Origin of the sequence: Bartonella sp. AA89HNZF (assembly GCF_042196905.1) — a bacterium.
Lineage (GTDB): Bacteria > Pseudomonadota > Alphaproteobacteria > Rhizobiales > Rhizobiaceae > Bartonella.
This window is the reverse complement of record NZ_JBHIRD010000007.1, coordinates 26,242-39,312: the sequence shown is the minus strand read 5'-3', so window position 1 is coordinate 39,312 and position 13,071 is coordinate 26,242. Positions and strand designations below refer to the sequence as shown.

The 13,071-nt window shown below is 40.9% G+C and carries 11 protein-coding genes; 9 read left to right on the top strand and 2 right to left on the bottom strand.

Annotation, left to right across the window (positions count from 1 at the left end; all coding sequences use genetic code 11):
- From ACFIN0_RS04790 to ACFIN0_RS04770, 5 genes are all read left to right on the top strand, one after another.
- The coding region (locus ACFIN0_RS04790) for a hypothetical protein (RefSeq protein WP_375702027.1) at positions 1-329 on the top strand (329 nt) is incomplete at its 5' end.
- 889 nt (positions 330-1,218) lie between these two features.
- Positions 1,219-2,454 (top strand): MFS transporter, encoded by a 1,236-nt coding sequence (locus ACFIN0_RS04785; RefSeq protein WP_375622732.1) that lies wholly within the window; start codon positions 1,219-1,221, stop codon positions 2,452-2,454.
- Between the two features lie 264 nt (positions 2,455-2,718).
- On the top strand, positions 2,719-2,850 hold the full coding sequence (locus tag ACFIN0_RS04780; RefSeq protein WP_375622730.1) for a hypothetical protein: 132 nt from the start codon (positions 2,719-2,721) through the stop codon (positions 2,848-2,850).
- Between the two features lie 274 nt (positions 2,851-3,124).
- The gene (locus ACFIN0_RS04775; RefSeq protein ID WP_375610669.1) at positions 3,125-3,520 is read left to right on the top strand and encodes a hypothetical protein; all 396 of its coding nucleotides are present in this window, start codon (positions 3,125-3,127) and stop codon (positions 3,518-3,520) included.
- Between the two features lie 902 nt (positions 3,521-4,422).
- On the top strand, positions 4,423-4,575 hold the full coding sequence (locus tag ACFIN0_RS04770) for a hypothetical protein (protein WP_375702026.1): 153 nt from the start codon (positions 4,423-4,425) through the stop codon (positions 4,573-4,575).
- Between the two features lie 662 nt (positions 4,576-5,237).
- On the opposite strand, the gene ACFIN0_RS04765 is transcribed toward ACFIN0_RS04770, so the two are convergent.
- Positions 5,238-5,609 (bottom strand): helix-turn-helix domain-containing protein, encoded by a 372-nt coding sequence (locus ACFIN0_RS04765; RefSeq protein WP_375702025.1) that lies wholly within the window; start codon positions 5,607-5,609, stop codon positions 5,238-5,240.
- Between the two features lie 1,316 nt (positions 5,610-6,925).
- Positions 6,926-7,294: a helix-turn-helix domain-containing protein gene (locus tag ACFIN0_RS04760; protein ID WP_375702024.1), complete on the bottom strand. Its 369-nt coding sequence runs from the start codon at positions 7,292-7,294 to the stop codon at positions 6,926-6,928.
- A gap of 791 nt (positions 7,295-8,085) precedes the next feature.
- Here ACFIN0_RS04760 and ACFIN0_RS04755 point away from each other — a divergent pair.
- From ACFIN0_RS04755 to ACFIN0_RS04740, 4 genes are all read left to right on the top strand, one after another.
- Complete coding sequence (locus ACFIN0_RS04755) at positions 8,086-8,415, top strand: hypothetical protein (RefSeq protein WP_375702056.1); 330 nt, start codon at positions 8,086-8,088, stop codon at positions 8,413-8,415.
- Between the two features lie 163 nt (positions 8,416-8,578).
- On the top strand, positions 8,579-8,710 hold the full coding sequence (locus ACFIN0_RS04750; RefSeq protein WP_375702023.1) for a hypothetical protein: 132 nt from the start codon (positions 8,579-8,581) through the stop codon (positions 8,708-8,710).
- 859 nt (positions 8,711-9,569) lie between these two features.
- Positions 9,570-10,931, top strand: a complete 1,362-nt coding sequence (locus tag ACFIN0_RS04745; RefSeq protein ID WP_375702022.1) for a PBSX family phage terminase large subunit — start codon at positions 9,570-9,572, stop codon at positions 10,929-10,931.
- On the top strand, positions 10,916-12,766 hold the full coding sequence (locus tag ACFIN0_RS04740; RefSeq protein ID WP_375702021.1) for a portal protein: 1,851 nt from the start codon (positions 10,916-10,918) through the stop codon (positions 12,764-12,766). Before ACFIN0_RS04745 ends, ACFIN0_RS04740 begins: the two co-directional genes overlap by 16 nt.
- Positions 12,767-13,071: the final 305 nt, after the last annotated feature.

The following is a 13,071-nucleotide window of genomic DNA, read 5'->3' as shown; positions in this document are numbered from 1 at the left end:
TTGCCTATCAAAATGTCGATAAAATGTGGATTTTTAGTTGGCACTTCAAGCCCCCCTCCGGTTGCGAGCGCCCTCGCTTTGGTATTCCGGGAGTTAAAAACACTGACTTGACTCAGCTTTTTGCTTTTAGTGCCAAAGCACCTGGACATAGCAAAATCTCCCGGAATCCCGGGATACCCGCAAAGCGGGATAAATTTATGTGTCAAGTCTTCGGGTTTTTAATCCCTATTGATCGTTGCGTAGACGACCAAAATTACACTTTAAGTGATAAAGTAATTTCAGAAGATTGGCAAGAAAAATCAAGAACTTTCTATTCTATTATGCCGTAAAACATTGCTCTTTTAGGGGGGAGTGAAGAGCTAGAATATTTGAGGGCAGGGCTTGATTTGTTGAGCTTTATGAAGTGTTGTCGTTTGAGGGGGGCGACTGAAGATTGTAAGGGGGTACTAGGCAAAAAGCTGCGTTCATTTATAGACTGTTGTTTATAGAGCGGTACGGGGTGGTGAACTTTTCGTTGGCTTTGTTCTGTAAAGATGTAAAAGCGTAAAAATGTGAATCTGTAAAAGTGAAACGAAGGACTTATGGATTTATATATTGTGCGTGTTTTTGGTCACTTTGGGCTTTTGGGGGCGTGGAATGTGGTGCGAGAATTGGGGGGACGTGTTTTCGTGAATGGAAGTTTAGAGGAAGAGTGCTGTTAAGTTGTTAAGTGTGTGATGGGAGAGAAAAAGGGGGAATGGAGGATGAAGAGAGTGCGCATGGATAGGAGGAGAGTATGGGTAAGGCGGGTGTTGCAAAGAGATGCGTGAAGGATGGCGGTTTTTAAGGAGATAGGGCTTGATTTGTCGAGCCTGATGACGTGCTGTCGTTTGAGAAGTGGTTGGGTGTAAGCTTTATTTTGTGGGGAAAGTTGCTTTTTATTGTGGGATTGTAGACTAGTGCTGGTTGGGAATTTTCATTCTTTGAGACGTGGGGTGGAGGTCAATGTAATAATATGGAAGATTGTGATCTCATAATTTTTACATTCTTTCTTTTTTTAAAGATATTACTTGATATTAGAGTAAATGCTTATATCAAGAGGAGTATTTCTTTAAAAATTTTCACTTAACTTATTAAGCGATTTATTAGAATAAAAGACTCTTCTGAAGTTCATATCACCAATTGTAGCGAAGGAAGTGTAACTTTAAGTGTAGCAAAGTTTAACATCGGATGGTTGATATGAATTTGTTTTTAAAAAAGAGTCCATTAGCTCTTTTTTGCTCTCTCTTTATTTCCAAAGTTGGTGATTATGCTTATGAAGTTGTTTTTATTTTACTGGTCTTAGAATTAACAGATAACACCTTTTTTACAGGTCTTGTGTATTTTTTTCGATTTATCCCTTTTCTCTTTTTTGGCCCTATAGGAGGTTGGTTAGCGGATAATTTTTCTTTGAAGAAAAATATGATCTTAAGTGAAGTTGTGAGATTATTAGCTTCATTGTTTGTTTTTATAACTTATATAACAGGTACGGCACATATCATTGTTCTTATTTTTGCAGCAATATGTACAACGATAGGAAGAAGTATTTTCCAACCAAGTTTTCAAGCTGCTATTCCCAGAATGTTTTCAATAAAAGATCTTACAAAGGCCAATAGCATTGCTCAAATTATCATGGAAACGGCAGCCGTCATTGGCCCTTTGGTTTGTTCCATACTGCTTTTTTTAGCAAATAAATCGGCAGTACTCATTTTTGATTTTTTTACCTATTTTATATCTATTATCGTGTTATTTAATCTCATGAATTTAAATTCAAGCGAGAATAAATCATTCAATTTTATAAAAATTTATCGAGAAACAGCTTCATATCTTAAATATATTTCTACAGAAAATAATAATTTATTTATTACGCTCGTTGGTTCGTCGTTTGCTATTCTCTTTACGGGTGCTATTTTAAGATTTTTAATTCCAGCTTTTGTTCTTTTTGTGGGGGGAGAGGAAAGCTTTGTGAGTTATATTTTTTCTCTCATGGCTGTTGGAACTATTGTTGGTGGTTTGTTATATAGTAAAATTATATTAAATATTACTTCGTTGAAGCTCATGATATTTTGGCTTCTTTATGGGGTTATTCTGTTTGTTATGCCCTTAGCTGCGGAAATTTATTTAAAATTCCTTCTCGTGTTAGCATTTGTTCTAGGATTTATTGGTGCCTTTGTGGATATTGGTTTAGTCTCAGCTATTCAATTATATTCTCGTCGTGAAGATTTTGGTAAGAGCTTTGGAACCTTTTCAACTTTAGCGAACTCTGCCGAAGCAATGTCTGGCTTTATTGCTGGACTTTTGGCACTCGTAGGATTGTTAAGCTCTTTTTTAGCTATGTCCGCATTAATTATTTCCACCGGAATTATTGGCGTTGTAAAAATTAAGAAAAATAAAGAGTTAACACCCCTTAACACGACGGTCGATGATGACCATTGATATATTTGATATCTCCATGCCGTTTCTTTTTTCTAAAGACGGTTCGCTCATTATCTTATTCATGAGGTAAAAACACAGCTCTTTGAAGGGGGTGATCTGAAACAAATGAGTGGTCAGTGGTGGAAACTTGCGAGGCAAGCATTTGAATTCTTTACAGACCGTTGTTTATAGAGTGGTGCGGGGTGGTGAACCTTTCCTTGGCTTTGTTCTGTAAATGTGGAGAAGCGTAAAAATGTGAATCTGTAAAAGTGAAGCGAAGGATTTATGGATTTATATATTGTGCGTGTTTTTGGTTACTTTGAGCTTTTGGGGGCGTGGAATGTGGTGCGAGGATTGGGGGGAAGTGGCTTCGTGAATGGAGGGGAAATGAAGGGTGCTGTGCGTTGGTTTATGTAATGCAACACACTATGAAAGTAAGTATACATATACTATATGTATACTACATGCTTTACATGTGTTTTTTTGTACTTTTAACATATATATTTTGTGTCTTAAACATTAAGCTTTGAGTACTATGAGAGATGGTGGTCGTTTTTTTAACAAGCGAGAAAGTGATTAACTAATGCTTGATAGTAAAGCAGTATGTTGTTAAGGCTATTCTTTGAAAGGAGGCTCTTATTTCTGGTGTAGGAGCTTCTCAGAAGAGAATGCAATTAATAGGGGAGTTAAGATGTCAAAATATTTATTTCCGTTACCGCTTGTATTGGTGGCTGGTTGTGCATCTATCAGTAATTATTCATCAAGTTATGTCAGTCCAAATATTACGAAAGATGATGTAAAATTAATTGCTAACGATTTTGTTCGTAATCTTAAAAAACCTTTACCGCCCGCTACAACAACACTTATTGTGAAAAAAAATAAAACAGAAGACAACTTTACTCCTGTATTTATTGATCTCTTGCGACGGAATGGATATAACGTAATCTATACAGATCAACCAAACAAACAGCAAAATGGTGTAATCTTGACTTATCAAATAACGCCAATAAAGACAGGTATCATGTCTATGGTTTCTTATGATGAGGTTGGAGTAACGCGTTATTATATCCGCACTTATAATCGATGAAACCCCTTTACCGGTTTGTCTCAAAAAAGTAGATAATGAAGAAATGTGTTTCAGGGGAAGTGTTGGGATTGAATTAATCAATAAAAATTTGCAGATATGAAAATTACATATTCAGATGACAGTTATTCGTCGTCTCGTTTACAATTTCAGTGTTGTAACGAAGAAAGATGTCGTTTTATCTGTTTGCAATCCTTCATGTTCTATCTCAGTTATATAGCGCTTTTATCGTTTCTGTCTTATAGAAAATTACTTTCTGTTCTACGGCTCTATATGCCAATCTAATAGTGAGATCTAAACAATCAAATTCATATGAACTCTTTACAGAAATCTGTTGTTTGAGATTGTTGGAAAGGTGTTTTGTTTTTATCAAATTGTCGCGTGGTGGTTTGGGAGTTTCCTTTGGCTGCGTTCTGTAAAGATGTAAAAGCGTAAAAATGTGAATCTGTAAAATGAAGCGGAGGATTTGTGAGAGCTTTTATCATGGCATGGAATGTGGTGCGAGGATTGGAGGATGTATTTGTGAATGGAGCGGGGAACGCTGGGATGAAGAGTGCTGTTAAGTTGTGAGTGTGTGATGGGAGAGAAAAAGGGGGAATGGAGGATGAAGAGAGTGTGCGCATGGATAGGGGGGAGAGTGTGGGTAAGGCGTTGGTGCAAAGAGATGCGTGAAGGATGGCGATTTTTAAGGAGATAGGGCTTGATTTGTTGAGCCTGATGAAGTGTTGTCGTTTGAGGGGGGCGTCTGAAGACTGTAAGGGGTACTAGGCAAAAAGCTGGGTTGGTTTATAGACTATTGTTTATAGAGTGGTACGGGGTGGTGAACCTTTCCTTGGCTGCGTTTTGTAAATGTGGAGAAGCGTAAAAATGTTAATCTGTAAAATGAAGCGGAGGATTTGTGCTTTGTGAGAGCTTTTATTATGGCATGGAATGTGGTGCGAGGATTGGGGGATGTATTTGTGAATGGAGCGGGGAACGCTGGGATGAAGAGTGTTGTTGAAGTGCGTTTTCTGGAGAAGAGTGTGTGGGGAATGGCTGTGAACAGATTGCAGAGCTGATGTGTAAAGAGATGTGAAGAGAAAAATCTCGTGGTGGGCGTTTATATTCTATGGGGAGCTTAACAATTATAGTTGCATCTATATTTGTATGGGGATATCCGTGAAATGGGTGTGAGAAGCATTGAGAGGTGTTTTTTTTAATAAGTGGGTGAATGAGCAATACAATGAAAGCCTATTTAGAGGGGAAATCCTATTTAGAGGGGAAGCCCATTTAGAGGGATGCCTATTTAGAGGAATGCCTATTTAGAGGGATGCCTATTTAGGAAAAATCCTATTTTAGCTCTTGTTGTTTTAGACATTGTGTTTTGTATGAGGGGCATTTTGCAGGAAAGGTGTTTTGAGGGATGTGGCTCCCCTTAAAGAAAAACACAAAAATATCAAAAGAAAAATATAAAAACTTGACAAGGTAAATGTAAAAAGGTATCATAATGATACAATCGGAATTGTGCGTTTAAATCAGATGAGATCTTTTGATAAGATTCTGTGAGAGGGGTGGGGATGTTTTTCCAAGGTTTTGGTGTTTGTTATCCTATTTTGAAGTTTGATCCTATGATGTCGTAAACCGGTGCCGTAAACCGTTTTTTGAGATGTGGTGGTATCAGGCGGCAAGGCTTTAGGCAGAGGGGGATATTGGCAACGGATGTCGATTGATGGGCTTTTACTTAATCAGAAATCAACCACAAGATTGCTTTTTGTTTTTTCGCTTCGAGTTCTCTAAAGTTTTTTAAAAGGGCGTGTTCTTTTTCGCTGGTGGTATCTTGATCGTGGTGTAAGGCATGTTCTTTTGTGGGAATATCTGCTGTTATCGCAATATCGGCATAAAAAAAGGTAATGGGAACTTTTAAGATATTGGCAATTTCTTGTAAACGTCCTGCGCTTACACGATTTAAACCTTTTTCATATTTCTGGATTTGTTGAAAACTGACACCTAAATAGCTTCCTAATTCCTTTTGAGAAAGTCCCATTGAAATGCGTCTGTGACGGATTCTTTTACCTATTGAAATGTCATTAAAATGTGAATTTTTAGTTTGCACTTCAAGCTCCCCTCCGGTTGCGAGCGCCCTCGCATGAGTATTCCGGGAGTTTGAAAGCACTGAGCTCAGCCAGCCTTTTGCTTTTAGTGCTGACAAGCACTTGGACATAGCAAAAGCTCCCGGAATTCCGGGATACCCGCAAAGCGGGATAAATTTATGTACTGAGCGTTCGGGCTTTCAAATCCCTATTTGACCGTTGCGTGGACGATCAAAAACACAGATCAATTCATAAGGCAATTTCAGAAGATTGGCAAGAAAAATCAAAATAATTTCAAAGACTATAAGATTGGGTACTTTTTAAAAAAGTGCGAAATCTGGATTTTTAGTTTGCACTTCAAGCTCCCCTCCAGTTGCGAGCGCCCTCGCATGAGTATTCCGGGAGGTTGAAAGCACTGAACTCAAATCAGCTTTTTGCTTTTAGTGCTGACAAGCACTTGGACATAGCAAAAACTCCCGGAACTCCGGGATACCCACAAAGTGGGGTAAATTAACGTTTGAGTTTTCGGGCTTCAACTCCCTATTGATCGCTGCGTAGACGATCAAGGCACCTTTTGAGTGATAAAGTAATTTCAAGGGATTGGCAAGAACAATTAAAAGATTTGGAAAATGAGAGCATTTTTTTGTATCTTAAAAATTATCTCATTATATTCTTATGCCTTATGCCTTATGCCTTATGCCTTATGCCTTATGCCTTATGCCTTATGCTGTAAAATATTGTCATTTGAGGTAGGGTGAGATGGAGGCATTAGAGGCAAGGATATGCCGTCGAGGGACCTTCAAGCATATCAATAATTCGGGTATATCAATAAGGTGCTTTTTGTGAAAAAGTGTGGGGAATATTTGGGGGTAGGGCTTATCTATCCGTGTCTGGTGAAACAGCATTCTTTGAGGGGTGGTGAGAGGTGGTTGCCCAAATGCAATATACGCGATAAAAGTTGAATTGTTTACAAACTCTTGTTTATCGAGTGGTGGGTTAGTTTGGAAATTTCGTTTGGCTGCTTTCTGTAAAGATGGAAAAGCGTAAAAACGTGAATCTGTAAAAGTGAAGTGAAGAATTTATGCATTGTATGCTTTTGTCTTGACATGGAATGTGGTCGGAGAACTAGGGGACGCATTTGTGAATGGAGCGGGGAAAGCTGGGATGAAGAGGGGTATAAATCGCGTTGACTGGAGAAAAGTGTGTGAGGGAATATTTTAGGGCAGGGCTTATCTGTCTTGTCTGATAAAATTGCCTTCTTTGAAGTGTTGTGATCTGAAGCTTATATTTTAAGGGTGTTGGATATATTGGTGAGGGATGTTGATGGGTGTGCTTTTGTCTAATCAGAAATTAACCACAAAATTGCTTTTTGTTTTTTCGCTTCGAGTTCTCTAAAGTTTTTTAAAAGGGCGTGTTCTTTTTCGCTGGTGGTATCTTGATCGTGGTGTAAGGCATGTTCTTTTGTGGGAATATCTGCTGTTAAAAGGTCCGCATAAAAAAAGTTCATAGGAACCTCTAGTTTTTTAGCAATTTCGAGCAAACACCCCGCGCTTACACGGTTTAAGCCTTTTTCGTATTTTTGGATTTGTTGGAAACTGACACCTAAATAGCTTCCTAATTCCTTTTGAGAAAGTCCCATTGAAATTCTTCTATGACGGATCTTTTTACCTATTGAAATGTCGTTGAAATGTGAATTTTTAGTTTGCACTTCAAGCTCCCCTCCGGTTGCGAGCGCCCTCGCATTGGTATTCCGGGAGTAGTAAAGTACTGAGCTCTAGTCAGCATTTTTGCTTTTAGTGCTTATCACACCTGGACATAGCAAAAACTCCCGGAATCCCGGGACACCCACAAAGTGGGTTCATTCTTACGCTAGAGCTTAGGGCTTTACTATCCCTTATTGATCGTTGCGTGGACGATCAATATATCCTTTGAGTGATAAAGTAATTTCAAGGGATTGGCAAGAACAATTAAAATGTTTGCTATACGGTTATAGTGTAAAATAGGGATGTTTGGGGGGGTAATCTGATGTTAGTAGGGGAATTTATTGGGGAAGAGGTTGGATGATAGTTTAAAACCGGTGCGGGGTGGAAGCTTTATTCAGCAGAGGAAAATTTGCTTTTTGAAGTCGAATTGTAGATCAGAGCTTATCTGGCGTGTTTGATGAAACACCATTCTTTGAAGTGTGGGATAGCCATATGAAATAATCAGCAGGGGAATCCGTTAGAGTGAGAAGCTGAGTTGTTGACAAATCCGTGTTTACAGAGCTGCGTGGGGTGGTGATGTGGGCGTTTCGTTTGGCTTTTTTCTGTAATGATGTAAAAGCGTAAAAATGTGAATCTGTAAAATTATGCGGAGGATTTGGGCTTTATGTGGGTTCTTGTCTTTTAGGGTGTGGTCTCATTTTTTATTGTTGATGGCTTGTTAAATTTTGTTGCTGATTTTCATGTCATTTTTTGTGTTTGAAGTATTGGTTTTTCTTTAGTTGGAAGGAACATGATGATGGTAGATGAACATTGTCTTCCCTTACGTCGAAAAGGGCGGAAAAAAACAACTTTGAATAAAACAACAAAGCGATTTAATGAAGCTCTTTTGACAGCCGCTGAGCAGGCTGGATATCACTATGGTGAGGATGGGCTGGTGTCTTATCTTCAATATCATGCGTTGAATAATCCTGTTCCTTTTTTTTCGCTGCTGGCAAAAGTCTTGCCTCTTCAGGTTACGGGAGAAGCAGGGGGAGATGTTAAAACAGTTTCGCGTATTGAGATTGTGCCAGTGAAGCCCAAAAATACTGAACCGAAGAAGATTGATCCTTTGGTTACTGAGGCTTGAAGTTACGAGAAAATATTGGGTTTTGGCACATGATGTTTAAGGGATATTGTCTTTGAACGGGGATGCTAGATGTTTGTCTGAAAGCTTATGATTGAAATTGCGGTGAGGGGCGTGTGCTTTAGGCGTGTGAGCTGTGAAGTTGTTGGGCTTTGGTGGGGGATGCATGAGGACGTGGACTGGAGGAGACTTCGGTGCATATGGTGTTTTTTGGGGGTACATGGCGTCTGGGGTGGTCTGTGTGAAGCGGCGAGGGCAAGATGCTTTTATGGCGATGCGTGAGGGGCGCGATACCTGAAAGATGTTGGGGAGTGCTTGATGATATTTGCTGTTTTGGACCTCTGGTGAAGGTTTGGTTTTTTTCTCGTTATTGAAGGTGTGGAGATATCAAAAACAGTTTCGCGTATTGAGATTGTACCAGTGAATGCAAAAAATAGTGAACCGGAGAAGCATGATACCTCGATAACTGAGGCTTGTGATATTGAAAAATGTTAGGCTGAGGTGGGTGATGTGGGGTGATGTCTTGCAAGGGGGCTGCTTTGGTGATTGCCTATCTTGAGGGGATTGAAGCGGAGGCTATCGTGTTTGTGGGCGCTCGTGATATTGGGAAGGGGCTTTGGTGAATGATGCCGTAAGGGCCCCCGTGTGCTGGAGGGAATTTGGTGCAGGGTATTTGTGTGGTGGATATGGAACAGTGTTTTGATGGGGGAGGGGCATGAAACTTGAGAGAAGTGTTATGTTTGCGGGATGCATGTGTTTTGGTGGGGGTATCTTGGGGGATAAAGTGTGAGGATTGGTGATGCTTGAGAGGCATGATATTGGAGGATGTTGGGCTTTGGATATGCCTGAGAGCCATGTGCTGAGGCTATGATTTGGTTGGGGGGATACCTTGCTTGTGGTTGGGGGATGACAGGCGCGGTGTTTGAGGGGGTGGGGCTTTTGTGCCTTGGGGGCTTGGGGCGCATAGGTGGGGTCAAGGGGATCTCATGTAAAAAAGTGAAATTTATTGAATATTAGGATGAAGAAAAGATAAAGCGCTGCTTTTGAGAAGGGCGTTTTTCGTTCAATTGCTCTTTTCATTCAATTGCTCTGGGATATTAAACTTGGGATAAGCAAAAGGGTGCAGCGCAATTATTGCTAAAGTATGAAAATTTATAATGACAACTGTTCAGAAAATTTCTCAAAAAATTGAGCAGAAAACGGCTCAAGTGGCTCTTATTCCAAAGCTTATTCCTGTCTTTACTGGAAATGCCGATGTGCGAGCCGCTTGGGGAGGACGGGGCTCTGGAAAAACACGTTCTTTTGCTTTGATGTCGGCTGTGGTGGGATATCGCCATGGAATGGCTGGAGAACGCGGGATTATTCTTTGTGCACGGCAATTTCAAAATTCTCTTAATGAAAGTTCTTTGGAGGAAATTAAACGCGCTATCGAGTCTTATCCTTTTTTACAAGACTATTATGAAATCGGCGATAAATATATTAAGTCAAAAGATGGACGGATTGTCTATGTGTTTGCTGGGCTTGATCGCAATATCGCAAGTATTAAATCAATGGGACGCGTTTTCCTTTGTTGGGTCGATGAAGCCGAGCCCGTGACAGAAACTGCTTGGCAAACACTTATTCCAACTTTGCGCGAAGAAGGAAAAGATTGGAATGCAGAATTATGGGTCACATGGAACCCATGCCATGAAAATGCAGCCGTGGAAAAACGTTTCCGAAATGTCGATAATCCTCATATCAAAGGGGTGGAAATCAATTGGCGTGATAATCCGCAATTTCCTGAAAAACTCAATCGTGATCGAATGGACGATTTGCAGCAAAGACCAGAGCAGTATAACCATATTTGGGAAGGCGAATATCTCCAAGCTGTGCAAGGGGCTTATTATCAGAAATGTCTGCTCGAAGCCGAAATGGAAGGGCGGATTACCACTGTTCCACGGGATCCTTTGATGCAGGTGAGAATCTTTTGGGATATCGGGGGAACAGGAGCAAAGGCCGATGCTACCGCATTGTGGGTGGCGCAGTTTGTTGGAAGGGAAATCCGAGTGCTCGATTATTATGAAGCCCAAGGACAACCTCTCTCAGAGCATGTGGGGTGGGTCTTTCAAAAGGGATATGATAAGGCTCTTATGGTCTTGCCTCATGATGGCGCAACAAAAGATCGTGTCTATAATGTGAGTTTTGAAAGTGCCCTTCAACAAGCTGGTTTTCAAACCAAAATAATTCCTAATCAAGGAACAGGCGCTGTTAAAATGCGTATCGAAGCCGTACGGCGGTTGTTTCCTGCACTATGGTTTAATCGTGAAACGACATGTGCGGGCAGAAAAGCGCTTGCTTGGTATCATGAAAAGCGCGACGAACAGCGCAATATTGGTCTAGGGGCTGAACATGATTGGGCTAGCCATGGGGCCGATGCCTTTGGACTGATGTGCGTGGCTTATGAACAACCAAATGCTAAAGCGCGAAAAAAACCTTATCGCTCTTCTCACCATTCTCAAACTTCATGGATGGCTTTTTAATGAATATGTCTACAAATTCTTCTTTTGATCAAATCGAAACGCTTGAAAATCAAGCTCTCTTTAAAAAACTCGTGGGTTGGTATCAGGATGATATTGATCATGTCGAAAAATGGCGAAAAAATGCCCAGGAAGATTACGATTTTTATAATGGACGGCAATGGAATGAGCAAGACCTTGCCGTCTTGCACGAACAAAACAGACCCGTGATGACTTTTAACCGTATTGCGCCTTTAATTAATGCCGTGATTGGGGCTGAGCGCAATAATAAAAGGCAAGTGCAATTTATTCCACGACAAGAAGGCGCAGCCTTTGCTAATCAGATTCTAACAGGAGCAGCCGAATGGTTTCGCGATGAAGCCGACGGGGAATACGAAGATTCCGATGCCTTTCAAGATGCAATTATTTGCGGTATGGGCTGGACAGATACACGCCTTGATTATGAACAAGATCCCCAAGGAAAACCAATCATTGCGCGGCTGGACCCTATGAAAATGGTGTGGGATGCAAGTGCTGTTAAGTCTAATCTCATTGATGCTCAACGCTTATGGTATATCGATGAAAAACCTCTTGCCGTAGCGCAGGAAATGTTTCCAAATGTTCATTGGAGTGATCTTCATGCGGATTGGGTGAAACATCAGAGCTTTTTACAGCCAACCAGCAATGGGATAACACAAAGTTATCAGTCCGAGAGGGGGTATCAAGGAGAAGAGGGGAGCGGCTATCAACGTCCTAAAATGGTGACATTGGCAGAATGTCGCTGGTTTGAACGCGAGGTGGTTTATAAAGTCCTTGAGCCGCAAAGTGGAAAATTTATCGATTATTCAGAGCAGGATTTCCAAAATTTAAGCAAAACCTTTCCTCATGTTCAAGCAACAAGGTTGAACAGAAAAATTGTCAAACGGGCATTTTTAGGTAGAAAGCTGCTTGAAGCGCCTGATAAGCCCTTGGTTCCACCCAATCAATTAGGATGGGAGTGTATTACCGGTACTTTTGATAAGTTAAACCGACAATTTTACGGAATTGTGCGCCCTACAAAAGATCCGCAACGGTGGGCAAACAAATATTTTAGTCAAGTAATGCATTTGCTCAATAGCCAATCAAAAGGTGGCATTATGGCAGAACGCGATGCTTTTGATGATGATCGACAAGCCGTCGAGAGTTGGGCTAGAGCCGATAGCATTACTTGGTTGAAAAGTGGGGCTGTCTCTGGGGGAAGAATCCAGCCTAAACCCGTGGCACAATTTCCGCAAGGATTTTTTCAATTGTTTAATGAAGCAAAGAGTGCTCTCGAACAGGTGACGGGATTGTCTTCTGAATTTGTTGGGACGCGAGCTGTCAATCAGCCTGGCATTCTTGAACAACAACGGCGACAATCGTCACTTAATCTTTTGGCTTCCTTTTTTGATGGGTTGCGTCGATATCGGCAACGACAGGGAAAAATTATTCTCTATCTTATTCAAAATTATCTCTCCGATGGGCGGTTGGTGCGTATTGCCGGGGATGAAAATGCCCAATATGTTCCACTGACACGCGAAATGGTGACAAGCTTGGAATATGATATTGTCGTGGATGATGCGCCAACAAGTCTTAATGAAAAAGAGCGTACTTTTGCACTGATCATGCAATTGCTTCCTTTGATGCAAAATTTTGCAACGCCAGAGATTATGCTCGATCTTTTACGCTATTCGCCTTTACCCGCTTCACTCATTCATAAAATCGCTATAAAGGCGCAAAACTCTTTTCAAGAAGAGCAAAATGCTTCAGCGCAGATGGGGGGTAATGTGGGAACAGAGCAGATAATGCAGATGTTGCAGACAGTAAAGGCTCAACAATAGGACGCTTTGTCATGCGCGACTTCTGATAAATTCCATCTACCAGAAATTGCTTATCGATACAATTTCCATAGCGTAATGTCGTCTTCCTTTATCTTCGAAGAGCTGTTTTATGAGACTATCCCTGTTGGGGAAAAACAGGAGAACGAGGGAGTCTTGCCGTTATGTGGGGTGAACTTGGTGGGGTATGGTGGGCGCAAAATGGGCTTATCGATTTCTATAGTGCATGGGCTTCCTTTATCTTCGAAGAGCTGTTTTATGAGACTATCCCTGTTGGGGAAAAACAGGAGAACGAGGGAGTCTTGCCG